Here is a 20,176-nt window from a genome sequence, read left to right as displayed (position 1 = left end):
GCCAAATATTATACCTATGGCAGCCTAGATTGCATTGCAGAAGTGAACAATCTGCCATAGTCGAATAAAACAGAGGCCGTATGAATCAATATTTGGATCTGTGTCAGCGCATTGTTGATCAGGGTGTTTGGATAAACAATGAAAGAACGGGCAAGCGTTGCTTAACCGTGATCAATGCCGACCTAACCTACGATGTAGGTCAAGGTGAATTCCCCTTGGTTACCACACGTAAAAGCTACTGGAAGTCGGCCATTGCTGAAATTATTGGCTATTTAAGAGGTTACGACAATGCTGCCGATTTCCGTGCCTTAGGCACCAAAACTTGGGACGCTAATGCCAATGACAACCCGGTATGGTTAAACAACCCACATCGCAAAGGCGAAGACGATATGGGACTCTGTTATGGCGCAATTGGTCGCAACTTTCCCAAACCCGATGGGGGAAAAATTGATTTATTGCAGCAAATTATTGATGATTTAAGTCGTGGTGTGGACAACCGTGGAGAAATCCTTACCTTTTACCATCCAGGTGCATTTCACATGGCCTGCTTGCGCCCTTGCATGTACAGTCACCACTTTTCGTTACTCGACGACACCTTGTATTTGAACAGCACTCAGCGTAGCTGTGATGTGCCTCTTGGATTAAATTTCAACATGATTCAAGTGTATGTTTTGCTGGCCCTCGTAGCTCAAATAACAGGGCACAAGGCCGGACAAGCTTTTCATAAGGTAGTAAATGCTCACATCTATGAAGATCAATTAGCACTAATGCGTGATGTGCAATTAAAACGTCAGCCTTACCCTGCTCCGACGCTGAAAATTAACCCAAATATCAAGTCATTAAAAGACATAGAAACCTGGGTGACAATGGACGATTTTGAAGTAGAAGGCTACCAATTTCATGAGCCTATTGCTTACCCATTTTCTGTCTAAACCATTTTCTGTCTAAATAAGACGCTAAAAATGACATAAAAAAATGGCGAGTTATTAACTCGCCGTTTGTTTCAATTTACCGGCTGCTCTAATTCTTGGAGTAAATAGCCTATCTCTTCGGTTTTTTCGAGCAACAGTTGATTCGCATCAGTCAGTCCTTTGTTGTAGAAATAAGAGCCTATCTCTTTGGCAAAAAACGCCAATAAAAATTCTGCTTCAAAGCCGCCAATGTCACTGTCTAACTCATCGGCAAAATACTTCTTAATTTTACTGACAATCAGATCCGTCTCTTGTTGCGTAAATTCCATAATTTCACCTTATAACCTAACAGGACACCGCCTACTTTTGAGGATAGGTATTACGCTTAAAGCCATATACTATGAGTGCTGCGCCTAGCACAACCATAGGCGCAGACAACAACTGCCCTTGTGTTAACCAGCCCCAAGCCAGATAGCCAATCTGGGCATCTGGTTCTCGCACAAACTCCACTAAGATTCTGAAAATGCCATAGCAGAGTAAGAACATACCTGAAACACAATAACGAGGTTTAGGGCGCAGTGAGAAGAACCATAAAATAGTAAATAAAGCCACGCCCTCTAGAGCAAATTGGTATAACTGAGAAGGGTGACGAGCCAATTGTAATGGATCATTTGGGAAGATCATTGCCCAAGAAACATCAGTCGGTTTACCCCAAAGTTCACCACCAATAAAATTACCAATACGTCCAGCCCCTAAACCAATTGGCACAAATGGCGCTAAAAAGTCCGTGACATCCACCAGATGTTTCTGATATTTGCGAGCAAACACATACATGGCAACTATTACGCCTAGTAAACCACCATGGAAAGACATACCACCTTCCCAAATACGCACTAATATGAGTGGGTTATCAGCAAACGCCGGAAATTGGTAAAACAAGATATAACCAATACGACCACCTAGAATCACACCAAGGGCACCATAAAATATGGCATCACTCACCATATCTTTGGTCCATAAACCATTGGAATATTTAGCGCGATACACGCCAAATGCGTACGCTCCAGCAAAGCCAATCAAATACATAATGCCGTACCAATGCACAGCAATTGGCCCAATCGAAATGGCGATAGGATCAATATTAGGATAAGAAATCATAAGAAATTACCAAGCCTCTGTTGGTCTAAATCAGTTTACTCGAGTGGTTTTTGAAGGGCGAATCAAACGTTCGATATTGGCCTCTCGCATCATACGCGTCATGGTTTGCACCACGGTTTCCGCATGAGACAAACTCAACACTTCTTGCAGCATGTTGCACGCTTGTTCCATAGAAATATTTCGAATGACCGCTTTGACTTTAGGTAAGCTAGTTGAGCTCATAGACAAAACATCGTAGCCCATTGCCATTAGCAAAATAGCGCCCATTGGATCGCCTGCCATTTCACCGCAGACACTCAACCCCACCCCTTCTTCTTTTACCTGATTTACAATACTGGCCAAAGCATGTAATACCGAAGGATGAAAGGAGTTATACAAGTCTGCAACGCGAGGATTATTCCTATCCACTGCCAACAAATACTGAGTCAAATCGTTACTACCTACCGATAAGAAATCCACCAGCTTAGCTAAATCTCTAGCCTGATATACGGCAGCTGGAATCTCTATCATGACCCCCACTTTCGGCATTTTGACATCGTAACCTTCTTCTTTCACTTCCGCGTAAGCACGACGAATCAAGGTTAAGGCTTCTTCCACTTCAGCCACATTGGAAATCATTGGCAGCATGATTTTTAGGTTGTGTAGCTCAGCACTGGCTTTGATCATGGCACGAATTTGCGCCATAAAAATTTCCAAATGATCCAAGGTGACGCGAATGCCTCGCCAACCTAAGAATGGATTTGCTTCTTCGATAGGGAAATAAGGTAAGGCTTTATCACCACCAATGTCCAAGGTCCTAACAGTGACAGGTGCGGGGGCAAAACCTTCCAATTGCTGACGGTAAATATGCACCTGTTCGGCTTCTGTCGGGAACCGATCACGCACCATAAAAGGCACTTCAGTGCGATACAAACCAATGCCCTCCGCACCACGATCCAGAGAGCGAGCCACATCTGCAGACAAACCAGTGTTAACAAACAAGGACAAACGCTGACCATCTAGGGTTTCGCAAGGTAGGTCTTTGAGGGTTTCGTACTCTTCTTCAAGCAAACGCTCTTCATCAACTATCTGCTGATAATTATCAATCAGATTGTCCGATGGATAAGTGAACACTTGACCCTGATAGCCATCAACAATTAAGTCGACTTTATCAAGCTGGGCGTACGGAAGATCTAAAGCTCCCATGACAGTCGGGATGCCCATTGCACGAGCCAAAATCGCCACATGAGAGTTGCCCGATCCCATTACCGACACTAACCCCTTAATCTTATCGATGGGAATTTCACCCAGCATGGAAGCCGTTAACTCCTCACCCACAATGATGGCAGGTTCATTAAAACGCTCCACTATATTGGGTGCATTTTCTTGCAAATGAGACAAGATACGACGACCTAAATCACGCAAATCTGACGCGCGTTCTCGCAAATATGGATCGTCCATACGATCAAATTGGTAAACATGCGCTTTAATTACTTGCCGTAACGCTCCTTGCGCCCATTGACCTCCTTGGATTTTTCGCACTACTTCGCCCGCAATGGAATTATCATCCAGTATTTTTAAATACACATCGAACAAGGCTTTTTCGTCAGCGGACAAATGCTGACTAATTCGATTACTGGCTTCTCGAATGTCTTTACGAACCGCATCTAGAGCTTGGTAAAAGCCTTCAATTTCCTTTTCAGGGTTGGCAGTCTCGCTATCCGGAATAACATCCAAATCTGCTGGTGGAAAGACCACCACACCGCGACCAATGGCTACCCCAGAACTACCAGGTACACCTTTATAACGAAAATCCGCGCCACGAGGAGCAGCATTAGCATTAAGGCTGGTAATCGCCCCTGTTGCTTCAGCATGGGCAATCACACCAGCTAATTGAGCCGATAAAGTGATCAGAAAAGCTTCTTCCCCTTCATCAAAGCGACGCTTGTCTTCATGCTGTACAACTAACACGCCCAATACTTGGCGATGATGAATGATTGGCACCCCGAGAAACGAACGAAAACGCTCCTCTCCGGTTCCTTTTAAATAATGAAAAGAAGGGTGAATATGCGCATCTTCAAGATTAACAGGTTCAGCACGACGACCAACCAAACTCACTAGCCCTTCATCTGCTTTAAGACTAACACTGCCTGCCATATCGGCATTCAGCCCGCGAGTCGCCATCAATATATACTCAGAAGTATTGCTATCCACTAGGTAAATTGAACACACTTCCGCCCGCATAGCACGACGCACACGACGAACAATGATGTCCAACGCGGCTGACAAAGATCGTGCTGCTGTCACTTCTTGCGTAATGCGTCTTAATAAACTTAGCATAGCTCTCCCATTGCGCTTACCCTTTCCCTTCTATGTTAGGTGCTTTTCATCACAATTTTTCTAATCTTCGATGAGCACTTTGGCTGAGCTCTTTAAGGGCTCGCCTGTACACATCTTTTTTAAACGCGACGACTTGTCCCAGTGGGTACCAGTAACTTACCCAGCGCCAGCCATCAAATTCAGGACATTCTGTTCCATCCACACACACAGAAGTATCAGGACAACGAATAGACAGCAAAAACCACTTTTGCTTTTGTCCAATACACAAAGGTTTACTATTGTGTCTTAACATGCGTTTCGGGAGACGATAACGTAACCAACCCCTTGTTTTTCCGATAATTTCTACCTGATCTGGATTAAGCCCAACTTCTTCCTTAAGTTCTCGATACAAGGCTTGCTCAGGTGTTTCATCAGATTTGATTCCACCTTGGGGAAATTGCCACGCATTTTGTCCTACGCGTCTTGCCCAAAGCAGTTGGCCACGCTCGTTCATCAGTATGATGCCCACATTCGGTCTATATCCGTCTGCATCAATCACGAGCTATCACCTTCTAATATAAGAATAAATTAGATTCATTGTTCCATAATTCCCCCATCCACACAATTAAGACTAATGTTATTTATTGTCTCTGAGGCTATAATTTCCGCACTTCATACCAACTAAGGACCAACTGTGACACTCGCAATCTTTGATCTAGATGGCACCCTATTAAGCGGTGACAGTGATTATTCTTGGGGACAATTTCTCGTCGAAAAGGGACTTGTCGACACTCAGGTATATCAACAAGCAAACGACACGTTTTTTCAGCAATACCAAGCTGGCACTTTGGACATTCACGAATACCTCGCCTTTAGCCTTGCCCCACTTACAAACTTCTCTGCGGAGCAACTTGATCAGTTACATCAGGACTTCATGACAGAAAAAGTTCGCCCTATGATGCAAGATAAAGCGACTGAGCTATTGAACAAACACAAACAACAAGGCCACTTCCTCTTAATGATCACAGCAACCAATCAATTTGTGACAGGCCCAATCGCTAAAGCACTGGGTATGGACGATATTATTGCTCCGATTCCAGAAGTGATAAATGAAAGCTATACCGGTAGAATTGTTGGCATACCCAGCTTTCAAGAAGGTAAGGTCATACGTCTAAACGCATGGCTTGCTGAAACAGGACACAGTATGACAGGTAGTTACTTCTATAGCGACTCTCGTAATGATTTACCACTTTTAGAATTAGTCGATCACCCTATTGCTGTGGATGCCGACGATACCTTAAGTAAAATTGCCAAAGAGCGTGACTGGCCACACATTTCACTACGCGACTAAGATGGGTTCGCAATAAGACTTGCGAAGGTCATAAAAAAGCGCCTCTATGGCGCTTTTTTGCTTGTTCTTACAAGCCCATATTATTATGAATACGGTAAAATAAGGCTTTTAAATATTCCGTTTCAGGAATCGCTGGATGCACAGGATGATCTGGCGCTTGGGTGCCACGATAAATGAGCTGTGAAAAACGCTCCAATTGACGACTATTACTGCGCACTATGTCGTGCAAACGACTGGTTTCTAAGTGCATGGAACAAGATCCTGAAACCAAGATGCCACCTTTAGCAACCAAACGCATCGCCAGCTGATTGGCTCTATGGTAAGCGCCTTCACCCGCTTTAATGTCTTTGCGGCGAGCAATGAAAGCCGGCGGGTCCATAACAACCACATCAAAGCGCTGCTTTTCATCGATCAAAGATTGCATCGCATCAAAAGCATCACCTTGCATCAAGTTGGCATCGCCTTCGTACTGATTCAATTTTAGATTCGCGTCCACATGATCTAAAGCCGCTTCAGAAGAATCAATAAAAGTCACTTCTGTCGCGCCAGCAAAAGCCGCCTGTACCCCCCAACCACCAACATAGGAAAAGACATCTAATACGCGTTTACCTGAACAAAAACCTTGCATCGTCTTACGATTTTCTCTGTGGTCATAGAACCAACCGGTTTTTTGTCCGTCCCAAACTGGCGCTTGGAATAAGGCATCATTTTCCTGTAAAAACACCACTTCAGGCACGGTACCAAAAACTTCTTCCACATAAGCATCCAAACCTTCAATCTGACGCATTTTGCCATCGTTCTTCATCAGAATGGCAGTGGGTTTTACTACATCTTGAAGGGCTTCAATGATTTCATTTTTAACGCGCTCCATTCCTGCGGTGGATATTTGCACGACTAAAATATCAGCAAACCTGTCTACAACCAATCCAGACAAACCATCAGAATCACCAAAAACCAAACGATAATAAGGTGCAGAATAGGACATTTCACGCAGTGACAAGGCAATTTTAATACGGTGAATCAAAGTCGATTTATTTAATAGCGTATCAACACTGCGGCTAATCAATCGACCACAAATAAGGGCATTTGGGTTAATGCTTGCCACACCCAAAGCCTTACCCTGAGCAGACTCTACAACAACTTGATCACCAGGCGAAAACTGCTTCAAAGGTGTCTGCGAGGTATTGACTTCGTTACTATAAATCCATTGATGTCCAGCTCTAATACGTCGATCTACTTGACCTTTTAGTCGAATTACGCTCAAAATGCTCACCTAAGTTATTTAAAGAAGCGCTATTATAGAGACTCTAGGCTGAATTGCCATGGAATAGAGTTGCTTGTCGCAATTGACGACAAGCTATTTGTTTACACTAGGACGAGCTATTTGTTTACACTAGGACGAGCTATTTGTTTTTCACTAGATAGCTATGCGGTAAAGAAGGTTATATGACAACATCCGTAAATGAAACCCAGCTAGGACGCATTCTCCGAGGCATTAGCATTCCGCCTCAACCCCAGGTGATGGTTGATCTACATATGGAACAAGCCATGCCAGATCCAGATATGGATCGTATTTCAAGTATCATAGCTCAGGACGTTAGCTTATCTGCTGCTGTTCTCAAATTAGTGAACTCTGCCACCTTTGGTTTAGAACAAAAAGTGGCATCCATTCAGCAAGCTGTTGTCTTACTTGGCACTCATAGTGTCACCAATTTGGTAAACGGTTTAGCGGTAAAAAGCGAACTTTCCGATGAAGCGATTCAATCACTGCACAGTTTTTGGGACACAGCCAGTGACGTCGCCGCCATCAGTTCAAGTATTGCTAATCAGCTCAACTTCAAATACAAGGACGAATGTTACGCTCTGGGACTTTTTCATAATGCGGGCATTCCCATGATGTTAACTCGCTTTGATAATTACCAACAGGTGCTCCATCAAGCCTATCAAGATCCAGAGTTCACCATTACAGACACAGAAAACCAAGCATTCAAAACCAACCACTCGGTGATTGGTTATTATCTGGCAAAATCTTGGGGGTTACCCAAGAGTTGTTGCACAGTCATAGCAGAGCATCATCGCATTGAACACCTGTTTTCTAATCGCGTGACTGACGATAAATTGAGTCTATCATTCGCAGCCATTTTGAAAATGTCAGAACACATCGCTTCAACTTATAAGCATATTGGGGGGGCAGATGAAGACCATGAATGGAACTTGATTAAACACCACGTACTAGAACATTTTGATCTGACTGAATACGACTTCGATGGCATAATTGAAGCTTGTTATGAACAAGGTCTAGGACTTGTCTGACGCCCCTCAATCACGTTTAAACATGACCAGGTGATCTAGGTTTATGGTCAAACCAATCCCTTGACCAATGGCATGATTATGGTGAGACGAAGCAAAGCAATACACTTCTTTGCCTGAAGACAATAATACGCGATACAGAAAATGTGATCCGCGAAACCATTTACTAATAATAATACCCTGAAATGGACTGTCATCATCATGTAAAATGTCATCCGGCCTGACTAATAGATCAACAGGCGTTTTATCTTCCATACCATGATCTTTACCGCTGCGAATTTCGCCTAAGTCCGAATGTACGCAATCCGTGCCACACACCACCGCAGGTAAAAAATCCCCATGACCGATAAAGCTGGCGACAAATCTTGTCGCCGGTTGATGGTAGATTTCATAACTGCCACCCGTTTGATGAATCTCCCCAGCCGACATGATGGATACTTGATCCGCCATAGCAAAGGCTTCCATTTGATCATGGGTTACCAGCAATGCGCTCATTTTTTCTTGACGAAGAATGTTACGAATTTCTGGCACCAATTCTTCACGTAATTTCGCATCCAAACCTGAAAAAGGCTCATCCATTAACAAGAGTTTTGGCTTTGGCGCTAGTGCCCTTGCCAAGGCAATTCTCTGCTGCTGACCGCCAGATAAAGAATGCGGATAACGCTGCTCAAAGTCTGTCAATCCAACTAAGGCCAGCAAATGCTTAATTCGCGCTTGCACATCATTTTTTGACCATTCACTCAATCCAAAGGCAATGTTCTCTGCCACAGTTAAGTGCGGGAATAGCGCAATATCTTGAAAAACCATGCCGATTTTACGACGCTCTGGTACTTGATGTGTATTGGCACTGGACACTAGCTGACCATCTAATGAAATTTTCCCAGACATCAAAGGCTCAAAACCTGCGATCGCACGCAATAAAGTAGATTTACCACAACCACTTGGCCCAAGCAGACAACCAATTTGTCCAAACGATAATTGAAAGCTGGCTTGCTTAACCACTTGTTGTCCTTGGTAACCTATGGTCACCTCATGCAAGCTTAAATCAGAAAATTCATTTGATTCCATCATAACAATCTACTTTGCCCCAGCGACATCAGAAGAAATTGAGCGACTTAATATAATCACAGGACCCAGACTCACCAATACAATCATGAGTGAAGCAGGCGCCGCATCCACCAAACGTTCATCAGACGCCAATTCAAAAGCCCTAACCGCCAGCGTATTAAAATTGAAAGGTCGCAATACCAAGGTAGCTGGCAGCTCTTTGAGAACATCCACAAATACAATCAAGATAGCCGTCAGAATAGACCCTTTTAACAAAGGAAAATGGACGCGTCGTAACACCCCCCAATTATTCATACCCAAAGTACGCGCAGACATATCCATGCTCGGCTTTATTTTACCCAGACCATTTTGAACCGCGCCTAAAGAGACGGCCATAAAGCGTACAGAATAGGCAAAGAGTAAGGCAAACAAAGTGCCAGAAAACAGCAAGCCAAGTTTGTATCCTGTGAGGTCCAATGTCCAAGCAATCAACTTATGATCTAACCATGCTAAAGGCACTAACACTCCAATAGCGATAATGGTGCCGGGCAGAGCATAACCTAAACCAGACATACCAATTGATGCTTTGATCAAACTACCTTGATATAAGCGTCCAGCGTAGCTCAATAACAGAGCCATAGTGACTAATAACAAGGCGGCCATCGCGGCAAGGTAAAAAGAGTTCCAAGCCAATTGTACAAAACGCGCGCCCATAAAATCCGCTTTAAACACACTCCAATAAGCCAATACACCCGCCGGCAACAAAAAGCCCAATACAATAGGCAGGCTACAAAACAGCACAGCAAGGCAGGTCTGGGCAGAAGTCAGACGAATACGACGATTGCTGGCCTTTTTCATTCCAGAATTATGATAGCGAATACGATAACGGGAATAACGCTCTAGCAGAATCAACAGGCTAACAAACAACAATAGCACCCCCGCTAATTGGGAAGCGGCAGCAACATCACCAAAGCCATAAAAAGTACGTAAAATCCCCGTAGTAAAGGTATTTACACTAAAATACTGCACCGTACCATAGTCCGCTAGGGTTTCCATAAGCGCCAAGGTTAAACCAGTGACTATCGCTGGACGAGCCATTGGCAAGGCCAATTTAAAGAAGGCTCGACGGTTTGAGTAACCCAAGGTTTTTGCCACTTCTAAACTGTTCGCAGACTGTTCCAAAAACGCAGCACGACTCATTAGATAAACGTAGGGATACAAAACCAAAATCAGCATCGCCATAGCGCCGCCTAAGGAACGAATCTCAAAAAACCAATACTCTCCATAACGCCACCCCGTTAGATGACGAATGAAACTTTGTACCGGTCCAGCAAAATCCAATATGCCTGTATATGTGTAAGCAATGATGTACGCTGGAAAAGCCATTGGCAGTAATAAGGCCCATGACAAAAGACGGCGACCAGTAAATTCACACATACTGGTTAACCAAGCTGCTGGCACACCAATAAAAAGCACGCCAATACCAACCCCAACCATTAGCCAAAATGAGTTGCTTATGTATTCTCTAAGTACCGTATGGTAGAGATGATGCCAAACCTCACCATCACCAATCACGACATTAACCAGCACCACCAGAATTGGCAAAGAAAGAAGTGCGGCAATCAAGAATGCCGCACTAGGAAGAAAAGGAAAAGAAAAACCTTTAGAGGAGTTCAACGATGCACTAAAACCTTATTGTAAATAGTCTTCGACTGTTACTTCCAGCCACCAATGTCCATGAGTTCAACCGCTTGACGATTATTCTCGCCCAATTTGCTTAAGGACAAACTATCCGCATGGAACTGACCAAAAGGCGCTAACATTTCAGGGGCGCCAATACCTTCAACAACAGGATATTCATTATTCACATGCGCGTACCATTCTTGAGCTTTTTTACTGGTTAAGAACTCCAACAGTAATTTAGCATTGTCCAAGTTGGTCGCTGCTGCTGTAATACCAGCGCCACTCACATTCACATGGGCACCACGATCGCCTTTTGCCTGATTAGGCCAAAACGGTTTCACTTTTTGATACACTTCTCTATCACTAGCACGATCACTTTGTCCTAGACGACCATAATAGTAAGTGTTGGCTAAGGTGATATCACATACACCAGCGGCAACCGCTTTCAATAAATCCACATCCCCACCGAAAGGCGGACGAGCTAAATTTGCCATCAAGCCTTTGATCCAAACTTGTGTTTGCTCTGGACCATCCGCTTCTATCATAGACGCAACCAGTGATTGATTATAAATATTGGCAGAGGAACGTACACAAATTCGGCCTTTCCATTTATCATCAACGAGATCTTCATAGCGGCTTAGTTCACTTGCAGAAACCTTATCCGGGTTATAAAAAATGACTCGTGCACGTTGCGACAACCCAAACCAATAACTGTCTTTATCACGCAAGTGGGCTGGAATATTTTCCTCTAATACATCACTTTGTAACGGTTGCAAAACACCAGCGGCCTTAGCGCGGTGAAGACGTCCAGCGTCAACAGTAATAAAAACATCAGCAGGGCTTGCGCTGCCTTCAGCACGTAAACGACTTAACAAAGCATCGGCGGATCCTGTAATAAGATTAACCACCACATCATTTTCTTCAGAAAACGTATCCAAAATAGGAGCAATTAAAGATTCTTTACGCGCAGAATAAATATTCACTTCCCCTTTGGCGAAGCTAGCGACAGAAGTAAAAAGAGCGGAACAAATGAGAGCCAGGCTAAACCCTCGTTTCAAGCCTGCATGCTGAGTTTTTTTGTTTATTGATAGCATTCTAATCGCCATTATCTACCTTCCAAATTATTTAGCATTCTCTCGTACCTATGGATACGTCCATGCACCAAAAAAGAAAATAAGGTCGTTGAAAGAGTGATTTAGAAATTGACAATCGAAGTTAGCATAAGAAAACCATAAACACTAGCGATTCTCATTTCATAGGAAAAAGGATTATCACTTCGACAATCTAAGATATCAATTGGTTCAACTCATTACCAATCTGTAATGCTTCATCTAAATCAAACATCACACTCTCCCCCAAACCTGCCGCTTTCACCACAGCTCTTGGAAGACTCTCACGTACCAACTCAATCTCACGCTCACTGCGGATACAAGCATTCAGAAAGCAGGCAAAATTCAACACACACGCCAAAGGTTGCGGATCATCATTGATAAAAGGACGCTTATGTTCTTTTACCGCAATCCCTAAGTTGGCTGGAAATTTCCACTGTTCCATTAGGGCTTGTCCAGCTTGCTGAGTAGTAAATCCCAATAAATCCACTTCGGCTTTCATGCGACTGGCTTTACGATTATCTACTAAAGTCTGAATCTCTAATGCTGTTTCAGGTGCCGTTAAATGCAGTAATAACACGCCAATGTTATGCACTATCCCTACCGTGAAGGCTTCATCTTCATCAACCAAATTGCTACGTTTAGCAACCCATTTTGCCAACTCAGCAACACGAAAGGAGTCCGCCCAGAATTCGCCCAGATTAACGCCTTCAGCACTTTCCACTGACGCAGAAAAACCAGAAGCAATCACCAAGGTCTTTAATTTTGCCATACCGATCAATACTGTGGCTTCATCAATAGAAGAGATCTTACGCGATAAGCCAAAATAGGCTGAATTAACGATACGCAATACTTTCAGTGAAATGGTCTGATCATGAGCCACTTTGCTGCTGATATCAGAGTAATTTGCATCAGGATTACCCAACAATTGGATCAATTCACGAACCACATCGGGCACATTAGGCAGCCTATCCGTTTGCTTAATTAACTCTTCAATACGCATGTTATTTGCCTTATCAGTTAATAATCAACAGCTAAGCAGCATAAGTCAGCCGTTTTTTTTTACAACCGAAAATAAGTAGCGTTTTGAAAACGAAGAAAGGGCTTTGATTACAAAAAAGAAGACAGTCCAGCAGCACGAGCTACCACTTTGTTTTTTATCCATTGGCTATGATTAAATTGCTTCATCCCCATATTACGCATGCAGACCAATATAGGATGCTGGCTGGCAAACAGACGTTTAAAGCTTTCCATGCCAGCGGCCATAGCAATATTGTCCAGCATTCGAGCTCGCTGGTAGCGGCGCAATACCTGACAAGACCCCAAAGCCTCGCCACGTTGATGCGCTTTACTGAGCACTTCGACCAAGGCCTTTACATCACCAAATCCCAAATTAGCGCCCTGTCCGGCTAGCGGATGAATGGTATGCGCAGCGTCTCCTATTAAAGCAATACCCGCTTTTACGTACTGCTTGGCATGACGCTGACGTAATGGTATCGCTTGACGCTCACGGGTTAATGACAACACCTCAAAACGTTCATTAATGGCGTAGTTCAAACGACAACAAAAAGCCTCATCGGACAAAGCCATTAAGGCATCTACCTCAACTGGAGGAACAGACCAAACAATGGAAATGAAGTGACGCTCAGCCACACTTGGTAGAGGCAAGAAAGCCAAAATGCCTTCTTCACCAAAGCTTTGCCAAGCGGTATTTTGATGACTTTGATCTATTTCAATAGTGGCCACAATGGCGCTGTGACCATAATCCCACTCGACTGTGGCAAAATCATTCTGTTGGCGCAACAAAGACATAGCACCATCAGCACCTATCATGGTCTGTGCCAACAAAGAATAGCCGGATGTTAAGGTTGCGGAAACACCGGATTCCGCCAGCTGATAGGATTCCAATGTATCACCTAAATAAAGATCCACATTGGGCTCTTGTTTGATGCAATCCATAAGACTCTGATTAAGCACAGCGTTCTCAACAAGATGGCCTAATTCTGGCATTTTGTTGCGCTCAGCATTAAAGTCCACTAGCCCATCACCCAAGCCATCCCACACCACCATGTTGTCATAGCCTGCTAGACGCTCAATAGGAATTCGTTGCCAAACACCGGCACTTTCCAATAACTTTTTCGATTGTGCGGACAAGGCACTTACCCGGGCATCATAGGCTGGTGGCGTGGAGAGTGTGTATAACCCAGTATGCTTATCCACAAGCGCCACACGTAATGAGGATTTGGCAAGCAAAATGGCCGACAAGGAACCCACCATGCCAGCTCCCACCACAATCACGTCATACGCTTTCGCCATTAACTTGTCTCCAACTGCATTATCGAGTGTTATTGTGCCATCAAGGCTTCAATATCATGGATTTCTTTAGGCAATCCATGGGTTAATACATATGGCCCATCGGCTTTGATCAATACATCGTCTTCAATGCGAATACCAATACCGCGCCATTTTTCCGCCACTTTCGTGTTATCGGCAGAAACATACAATCCTGGTTCGATGGTTAATACCATACCTTCTTCTAGCAAACGGGATTGACCAGCCACTTTATAGGCACCGCAATCATGAACATCTAAACCTAGCCAGTGCCCAGTATTATGCATATAAAAATCGCGATAAGCTTTGCTCTCAATCAGTTCTTCAACCTTTCCTGTTAATAACCCCAGTTCAACCAAACCTTTTGTTAGGGTCTGCACTGCAGCATTGTGAAAGGCCTCATAAGGCTTGTTCACCTGCAACTCAAGCATGCCAGCCTGATAAGCATCTAATACCAGCTGGTACAAAGCCGCTTGCGGCTCCGAAAAACGACCGTTTGCCGGAAAAGTTCGTGTAATATCTGACGCATAACATGACAATTCAGCACCCGCGTCGATTAAGATAAGATCCCCATCCTGGATTTCAGCATCGTTTTTTATGTAATGTAAAACGCACGCATTTGCACCACTGGCAACAATGTTATTATACGCGGGTTGGCGCGCAGCGGATTTCATGAAGACATAGTTCAGTTCCGCTTCCAGCTGATATTCCATCATCCCTGGGTGCACACTGCGCATGGCTTGTTTATGAGCTTCTACACTAATCTGGGCAGCCGCTTCCATAATGGCGATTTCTTCCATGTCTTTACGCAAACGCATTTCAGCAATAGTCTGAGACAAGTCTAATTGACTTGCTGGTGGCTGCGCACCCATTCGTACTTTGGCAGCTAAGGCATTTCGGCAAGCCGCTAATTCTTCTCTTAAACGCGCATCGTCAAAAACATACACCAAATGATCAGCGCCATCCATGGATTCCTGTAAGGTTTCATTCAAGGCTGATAATGGATGCGCTTGAACAGCACCAAACTCGGTAATAGCACCCTCTATGCCATAGCGAAAACCATCCCACTGTTCTTTTTCAGGGTCTTTAGGCAAGGTCACTAGGGTTAAATCCCCTTGCCCATTAATGATGGCGTAAGCACTGGGTTCAGGAAAACCGGTTAGATAATAAAAATTGCTGTTGGGTCTAAATTCATAATCACAATCATTGTTGCGCACCGCCAATTCACCTGTACGAATGACCACCACGCTGTTGGCTGGTAAAGACGACATCAAACGCTCACGACGAGCTTGATAGGTTTGTAGAGAGATTTTCATTTAGACCTCGTTTGCTTATTCATCCATTGCCATTAATGCAAAGCGTTTTGTTGACTATTATCCGCGTCAGGATTCACATCATGATGCTCGGAATACATCATCATGGCAGACAAACGAACGTATTCGACCAATTCAGTTAAATCTGCTTCGTTATCATTATTGTCTTCCAAATGACGCATTTCTTCTTGCATTCCAGAGATATTGGCGAAATCGCGCAAAATTTGTTTGGTTTCTTCTGACAAGTCTTTTTTCTGCCCAGAAAGGCCATAGCCAGCTAAGAAACCGTGCGCCCATTGTGACAAGGTAACGCCTCGCTCACTCAATTCGGCATCATCATCGGCAATACTGGGTACCAAAGCGTATTCCCCGTTTTGAAATAACGTCAAAGTGGCGGTATAGAGCTCGATAATAGCCGCTCGACTGGCGTCTTCTTTCCAGCTTTCAATATCGCAAAACTCCACCACCATAGAAAGCCAGTCTTCTAATGGTAAAGTGACACCTGAAGCCAAATAGCCACATAATTGACCGTGTAACTCTGCAGGCGAAGCTGGGATGGATTCGCTGACAAACACATCGGCAATCAGATCAAAATCCAAAGCATCTTTTAGCATTTCGGTAGACATCTTCTGCCTCATATTATCTTCGTTTTTATACAAATAAAGAGCGGCTATGCAAATAAAGAAGCCGCACCAAAAACTGTGCGGCTTGTTCATTGCGTCCTATTAAGACCTTAACTTAGCTGCTTCAAGCCAGATTCTAACGTCTGTAAAATCAGTGTATTAATGGTCATTGGTCCCACACCTCCTGGAACAGGTGTGTAAGCTGATACACGCTCTGTTAATGGCGCTAATTCGATATCACCCACGCCACCTGGGTGGTAGCCAGCATCGACCACAACCGCACCATCTTTGATCCACTGCGCTTTGATAAACTCAGGTTTACCAACCGCACCAACGACCACATCCGCTTGTTTAATTAAATCCACTAGATTTTGCGTGCGTGAGTGACAAATGGTCACAGTAGCGTTAGCGTTCAACATCATCATGGCCATTGGCTTACCCAAAATTGGACTACGCCCCACCACCACTACATGCTTACCTTCTAAAGGAATCTCATATTCCGCTAGCAGACGCATGATACCAGCCGGTGTTGCAGCACCGTACGCGGGTTCTTGCATCGCCATACGACCAAAACCAAGACAGGTCACCCCATCCACGTCTTTGTGCGCAGCGATGGCGTCAAAACACACTCGCTCATCAATTTGCTCAGGTACAGGGTGTTGCAGCAAAATACCGTGAACATCTGGATTATCATTCAAATCATGAATTTTATTAAGCAACTGTTCTGTGGTTGTGCTTTCAGGCAATTCAATCGCCAAGGAGTCCATACCCACGCGGCGACAAGCATTGCCTTTCATTTTTACGTAGGTTGCCGAAGCGGGATCCGCACCGACTAGAATGGTTGCTAAAATCGGTGTGCCACCAGTGCGTTCTTTAAGCTCCGCCACTTGAGCTTGCAAACGAGTTTCGGTTTCTTTGGCGCATAATTTGCCATCAAGAACCAATGCAGTCATGAATGAACTCCAAAATATTTCGGTGATGTTTGAGGGAGGCACATTGTACCCCATGTTTACATATGATGGGCACTCAATGCTGAGATTAATCACTTACGCAGGCTCTAAATAATCCACCAGCAACTGCAAATTACGCTGACCACGAAACTCGTTAATATCCAGCTTATAGACTAATCGTAGACGCTTGGCAGATTCGTTAGGCCATTTATCCAAATCAACAAAAAAGCTAATGGCGTCTAGCAACAAGCCACTCTCTGGTTCTCTAAGCAAAAGCTTTAGATGCTTTTCTCCCACTAGCCGTTGTTGCAGCACATCAAATACACCATCAAAACTGGGTTCTGGAAAAGCTTGGCCCCAAGGTCCTGACATGCGCACTAATTCGGCAAAGCTGAGACTGAAATCCTCAGACGCCAAAGGCCCATCTGTTTCTATGCAAGCTTCTAATGCCTGTGGTGTCACCCATTCGGTAATAATGGCATCAAACGCCAATCGAAATGCCTCATAATGAGACTCCTTAATTGACATGCCTGCCGCCATAGCGTGCCCACCAAATTTGCTCAATAATTGTGGATAACGCTTAGCCAATAAATCCAAGGCATCACGAATGTGCACCCCAGGAATGGAACGGGCAGAGCCTTTTAACTCATCTTCCCCCACGCGGGCAAACGCAATCACAGGTCGATGGCATTTTTCCTTCATTCGTGAAGCCAATATACCAATAACGCCTTGATGCCATTCTGCATCATAAAAACACATACCGTTAGGCATTTCATTAGTATCTTCCAATAAAGACTCCAACAAGAACTCAGCTTGCTCTTTCATATCAGATTCAATGACTTTACGCTCTCGATTGAATTGATCCAACTGCTGAGCATAATGTTGCGCCTGGTGAGCTTGTGTTGCCAAGAGACACTCAATACCAATCGACATATCATCCAAACGCCCTGCCGCATTTAAACGCGGGCCCACAACAAACCCCAAATCCGATGCTTTTAACTCTTGGTAATTACGTCGTCCTACCGACAACAGCGCCATGATACCAGGACGCGCCAACCCCGCCTGAATCCGCTTAATACCTTGCTGCACCAAGATGCGATTATTATTGTCTAAAGGCACGACATCAGCGACCGTACCAAGCGCCACTAAGTCTAAATAATCCGCCATTTTAGGCTCTGTAATATGCTGACGTTCGAACCAATGACGGCTTTTTAATTCAGCACGAAGCGCACTCATCACATAGAAAATCACCCCAACACCGGCGAGATTTTTACTGGCAAAATGACAGCTTGGGTGATTAGGATTGACGATAGCATCCGCATTAGGCAATTCGTCTCCCGGCAAGTGGTGATCAGTCACCACCACCTTCATGCCATGGGATTTCGCCGCCGCTACACCCTCCATGCTGGCAATGCCATTATCTACTGTTACCAACACCGAAGGTCGACTTTGCTGAGCAACTTCAACGATTTCCGGGGTTAAGCCATAACCAAATTCAAATCGGTTCGGCACTAGGTATTCGGGATCAATGGCGCCCATTGCTTGCAAGGCCAATATCCCCAAACTGGTACTGGTCGCACCGTCGGCATCAAAGTCACCAACAATGAGGATTTTTTCTCCAGCTTCAATAGCATCAGCCAAAATAACGGCGGCTTTGGTGAGATCAAATAAGGCATCGGGTCTTAATAAATGCGGCAAACGGTAATCTATTTGCGCCTGATTAAATACCTCTCGTGCCATAAAGATACGCTGGAGACTGGCAGGAAAATGAGTTGGAAACTGACAAGGTGCTGAAGGCACAGATCGGCGTTCAATTCGCATAAATCACTCAACAAGAATCACAATGCCGCAAGCATACCATGAAACCTCATCATTCTGAGCGAATCAGCAATGGATTAGTTGAGTCGAGTTTGATTACGACCAGCACGTTTGGCACTGTATAAATGGCTATCTGCCAAACTAATGGCTTCACGCAGCGAGACTTTATTGTCCATGACGGCTACGCCAAAACTTAAGGTGACATGAAAGCGTTGATCTTGATAGCAAAACTCATGCTGCGCTATGGCTTCTCGCAACGATTCCGCTATGTTTAAGGCTTGTTGTTTAGTGACATCAAACACCGCAAACAAAAATTCCTCACCTCCCCAACGGGAAGCCAAGGCGGAATCGGGTAATTCTGCTTTTACAATATCGGCAATGGTTGCTAATGAGTAATCTCCAGCATCATGACCATATTCATCGTTAATACGCTTAAAAAAATCCACATCGGCCAAGAGCAAATAGGCTTTAGGACACTTTTCTAATTCTTGATACATGCCACGACGGTTAAACAAGTTGGTCAGCATATCAGTATTCGCCATGAGTTTAAGTTTGGCTGACGTGACCTTTAACTCCTGATTAAAACGAGACATGGAAAATTCGTATATACCAGATAGGAAAACAACCACCGTAAAAGCAAACAAAATACGTGACCGAAATGTAGGCGGGTAATCGTATGAAGAAAAATACCCGTCTGTAAAAAACATCAGCACCAACAAACTTGTAAAAATAGCTAACTCGATCAAACCTTTCTTCAACCCATGAAGAAACAGGGCTACGGCAGGAACACAAAACAGCCAAACATGCCCAGTTCCATTTACTCCACCAGAATAAATAAGATACAAAATTAGGGCATATAAGGGGTAAATCACAAAGTTACCCGACATTGTATGATTATAAGTACGACGCAGATATATATGATTTACCATGTATAAGAAGGCCGTCGCGATCAACACGACACCTAACAATGTTTTATGTTGAAGAAAAGCGACGATACCAAGAGGGAGTGTGAAAATTATGCCGACACTGGCAAACAAATTGATAATGAGTACACGGCGCACATCGTCGGCAGATTTGCCTTTGACATCACCTGCATAGAAATTGGTTATTCTAGGTAATTGAGCGCGCACATTAGACGAGCTGGATTGCTTTTCACGATACTGTTTTGCCATGTACTGATCCAAACCTGTGGTACCTCAATTCTTTTGAGGCGTTGTAAATTAGATTTTACCGCAAATGTATGTAAGCCTCTGTTAAAAAATGCACGTTTTTAC

At 44.1% G+C, this 20,176-nt stretch carries 18 protein-coding genes; 3 read left to right on the top strand and 15 right to left on the bottom strand.

What is annotated here, in order from left to right:
* Nucleotides 1-80 precede the first annotated feature (80 nt).
* Nucleotides 81-932, top strand: a complete 852-nt coding sequence (locus ACXAH2_RS15200) for a thymidylate synthase (protein WP_475079678.1) — start codon at nucleotides 81-83, stop codon at nucleotides 930-932.
* 71 nt (nucleotides 933-1,003) lie between these two features.
* Here ACXAH2_RS15200 and ACXAH2_RS15195 read toward each other — a convergent pair whose 3' ends face one another.
* The 4 genes from ACXAH2_RS15195 to ACXAH2_RS15180 are packed head-to-tail and all read right to left on the bottom strand — an operon-like array spanning nucleotide 1,004 to nucleotide 4,926.
* Nucleotides 1,004-1,240 (bottom strand): DUF2164 domain-containing protein, encoded by a 237-nt coding sequence (locus ACXAH2_RS15195; protein ID WP_475079677.1) that lies wholly within the window; start codon nucleotides 1,238-1,240, stop codon nucleotides 1,004-1,006.
* Between the two features lie 31 nt (nucleotides 1,241-1,271).
* Nucleotides 1,272-2,069, bottom strand: coding sequence for a prolipoprotein diacylglyceryl transferase (gene lgt, locus ACXAH2_RS15190; protein ID WP_475079676.1), 798 nt, complete (start codon nucleotides 2,067-2,069; stop codon nucleotides 1,272-1,274).
* A gap of 30 nt (nucleotides 2,070-2,099) precedes the next feature.
* Nucleotides 2,100-4,388, bottom strand: coding sequence for a phosphoenolpyruvate--protein phosphotransferase (gene ptsP / locus ACXAH2_RS15185; protein ID WP_475079674.1), 2,289 nt, complete (start codon nucleotides 4,386-4,388; stop codon nucleotides 2,100-2,102).
* Between the two features lie 49 nt (nucleotides 4,389-4,437).
* Nucleotides 4,438-4,926: an RNA pyrophosphohydrolase gene (locus ACXAH2_RS15180; protein ID WP_475079673.1), complete on the bottom strand. Its 489-nt coding sequence runs from the start codon at nucleotides 4,924-4,926 to the stop codon at nucleotides 4,438-4,440.
* A gap of 135 nt (nucleotides 4,927-5,061) precedes the next feature.
* Here ACXAH2_RS15180 and ACXAH2_RS15175 point away from each other — a divergent pair, with 135 nt between their 5' ends.
* Nucleotides 5,062-5,718: a histidinol-phosphatase gene (locus ACXAH2_RS15175; protein ID WP_475079672.1), complete on the top strand. Its 657-nt coding sequence runs from the start codon at nucleotides 5,062-5,064 to the stop codon at nucleotides 5,716-5,718.
* A gap of 67 nt (nucleotides 5,719-5,785) precedes the next feature.
* Here the strand turns inward: ACXAH2_RS15175 and ACXAH2_RS15170 are convergent, their stop codons facing one another.
* A complete protein-coding gene (locus tag ACXAH2_RS15170) occupies nucleotides 5,786-6,982 on the bottom strand; it encodes a class I SAM-dependent rRNA methyltransferase (protein WP_475079671.1) in 1,197 nt (398 codons plus the stop codon).
* A 182-nt stretch (nucleotides 6,983-7,164) separates the two neighbouring features.
* Here ACXAH2_RS15170 and ACXAH2_RS15165 point away from each other — a divergent pair, with 182 nt between their 5' ends.
* A complete protein-coding gene (locus tag ACXAH2_RS15165; protein WP_475079669.1) occupies nucleotides 7,165-8,031 on the top strand; it encodes an HDOD domain-containing protein in 867 nt (288 codons plus the stop codon).
* A gap of 6 nt (nucleotides 8,032-8,037) precedes the next feature.
* On the opposite strand, the gene ACXAH2_RS15160 is transcribed toward ACXAH2_RS15165, so the two are convergent.
* The 10 genes from ACXAH2_RS15160 to ACXAH2_RS15115 all read right to left on the bottom strand — a co-directional run bounded on the left by ACXAH2_RS15160 (nucleotide 8,038) and on the right by ACXAH2_RS15115 (nucleotide 20,074).
* Nucleotides 8,038-9,099, bottom strand: a complete 1,062-nt coding sequence (locus tag ACXAH2_RS15160) for an ABC transporter ATP-binding protein (RefSeq protein WP_475079667.1) — start codon at nucleotides 9,097-9,099, stop codon at nucleotides 8,038-8,040.
* Nucleotides 9,100-9,105: 6 nt separating this feature from the next.
* On the bottom strand, nucleotides 9,106-10,752 hold the full coding sequence (locus ACXAH2_RS15155; RefSeq protein WP_475079666.1) for an ABC transporter permease: 1,647 nt from the start codon (nucleotides 10,750-10,752) through the stop codon (nucleotides 9,106-9,108).
* Nucleotides 10,753-10,790: 38 nt separating this feature from the next.
* Entirely contained in the window at nucleotides 10,791-11,852 is a 1,062-nt protein-coding gene (locus ACXAH2_RS15150; protein ID WP_475079665.1) for a Fe(3+) ABC transporter substrate-binding protein, read from the bottom strand.
* 190 nt (nucleotides 11,853-12,042) lie between these two features.
* A complete protein-coding gene (locus ACXAH2_RS15145; RefSeq protein WP_475079664.1) occupies nucleotides 12,043-12,870 on the bottom strand; it encodes an HDOD domain-containing protein in 828 nt (275 codons plus the stop codon).
* Nucleotides 12,871-12,977: 107 nt separating this feature from the next.
* A complete protein-coding gene (locus ACXAH2_RS15140; protein ID WP_475079663.1) occupies nucleotides 12,978-14,183 on the bottom strand; it encodes a UbiH/UbiF/VisC/COQ6 family ubiquinone biosynthesis hydroxylase in 1,206 nt (401 codons plus the stop codon).
* A gap of 29 nt (nucleotides 14,184-14,212) precedes the next feature.
* Nucleotides 14,213-15,514: an aminopeptidase P N-terminal domain-containing protein gene (locus tag ACXAH2_RS15135; RefSeq protein WP_475079662.1), complete on the bottom strand. Its 1,302-nt coding sequence runs from the start codon at nucleotides 15,512-15,514 to the stop codon at nucleotides 14,213-14,215.
* Nucleotides 15,515-15,546: 32 nt separating this feature from the next.
* A complete protein-coding gene (locus ACXAH2_RS15130; protein ID WP_475079660.1) occupies nucleotides 15,547-16,137 on the bottom strand; it encodes a UPF0149 family protein in 591 nt (196 codons plus the stop codon).
* Between the two features lie 107 nt (nucleotides 16,138-16,244).
* Nucleotides 16,245-17,087, bottom strand: a complete 843-nt coding sequence (folD, locus tag ACXAH2_RS15125) for a bifunctional methylenetetrahydrofolate dehydrogenase/methenyltetrahydrofolate cyclohydrolase FolD (protein WP_475079658.1) — start codon at nucleotides 17,085-17,087, stop codon at nucleotides 16,245-16,247.
* Between the two features lie 93 nt (nucleotides 17,088-17,180).
* Nucleotides 17,181-18,905 carry a single-stranded-DNA-specific exonuclease RecJ gene (gene recJ, locus ACXAH2_RS15120; RefSeq protein ID WP_475079656.1) on the bottom strand — a complete coding sequence of 575 codons (1,725 nt, stop codon included), beginning with the start codon at nucleotides 18,903-18,905 and terminating at the stop codon, nucleotides 17,181-17,183.
* A 74-nt stretch (nucleotides 18,906-18,979) separates the two neighbouring features.
* Complete coding sequence (locus tag ACXAH2_RS15115) at nucleotides 18,980-20,074, bottom strand: GGDEF domain-containing protein (RefSeq protein ID WP_475079654.1); 1,095 nt, start codon at nucleotides 20,072-20,074, stop codon at nucleotides 18,980-18,982.
* Between the last annotated feature and the right edge of the window lie 102 nt (nucleotides 20,075-20,176).

Source organism: Marinomonas sp. ABL3_031 (assembly GCF_056161265.1).
The sequence above is the reverse complement of the archived record's forward strand: the minus strand, read 5'-3'. Positions and strand labels throughout refer to the sequence as shown.

What these genes read in the sequence shown, in the direction of transcription:
- recJ (WP_475079656.1), bottom strand. Translation starts at nt 18,905, where the DNA reads ATGCGAATTGAACGCCGATCTGTGCCTTCAGCACCTTGTCAGTTTCCA.
- ACXAH2_RS15130 (WP_475079660.1), bottom strand. Translation starts at nt 16,137, where the DNA reads ATGTCTACCGAAATGCTAAAAGATGCTTTGGATTTTGATCTGATTGCC.
- ACXAH2_RS15145 (WP_475079664.1), bottom strand. Translation starts at nt 12,870, where the DNA reads ATGCGTATTGAAGAGTTAATTAAGCAAACGGATAGGCTGCCTAATGTG.
- ACXAH2_RS15200 (WP_475079678.1), top strand. Translation starts at nt 81, where the DNA reads ATGAATCAATATTTGGATCTGTGTCAGCGCATTGTTGATCAGGGTGTT.
- ACXAH2_RS15140 (WP_475079663.1), bottom strand. Translation starts at nt 14,183, where the DNA reads ATGGCGAAAGCGTATGACGTGATTGTGGTGGGAGCTGGCATGGTGGGT.
- folD (WP_475079658.1), bottom strand. Translation starts at nt 17,087, where the DNA reads ATGACTGCATTGGTTCTTGATGGCAAATTATGCGCCAAAGAAACCGAA.
- ACXAH2_RS15195 (WP_475079677.1), bottom strand. Translation starts at nt 1,240, where the DNA reads ATGGAATTTACGCAACAAGAGACGGATCTGATTGTCAGTAAAATTAAG.
- ACXAH2_RS15150 (WP_475079665.1), bottom strand. Translation starts at nt 11,852, where the DNA reads ATGCTATCAATAAACAAAAAAACTCAGCATGCAGGCTTGAAACGAGGG.
- ptsP (WP_475079674.1), bottom strand. Translation starts at nt 4,388, where the DNA reads ATGCTAAGTTTATTAAGACGCATTACGCAAGAAGTGACAGCAGCACGA.
- ACXAH2_RS15135 (WP_475079662.1), bottom strand. Translation starts at nt 15,514, where the DNA reads ATGAAAATCTCTCTACAAACCTATCAAGCTCGTCGTGAGCGTTTGATG.
- lgt (WP_475079676.1), bottom strand. Translation starts at nt 2,069, where the DNA reads ATGATTTCTTATCCTAATATTGATCCTATCGCCATTTCGATTGGGCCA.
- ACXAH2_RS15165 (WP_475079669.1), top strand. Translation starts at nt 7,165, where the DNA reads ATGACAACATCCGTAAATGAAACCCAGCTAGGACGCATTCTCCGAGGC.
- ACXAH2_RS15115 (WP_475079654.1), bottom strand. Translation starts at nt 20,074, where the DNA reads ATGGCAAAACAGTATCGTGAAAAGCAATCCAGCTCGTCTAATGTGCGC.
- ACXAH2_RS15160 (WP_475079667.1), bottom strand. Translation starts at nt 9,099, where the DNA reads ATGATGGAATCAAATGAATTTTCTGATTTAAGCTTGCATGAGGTGACC.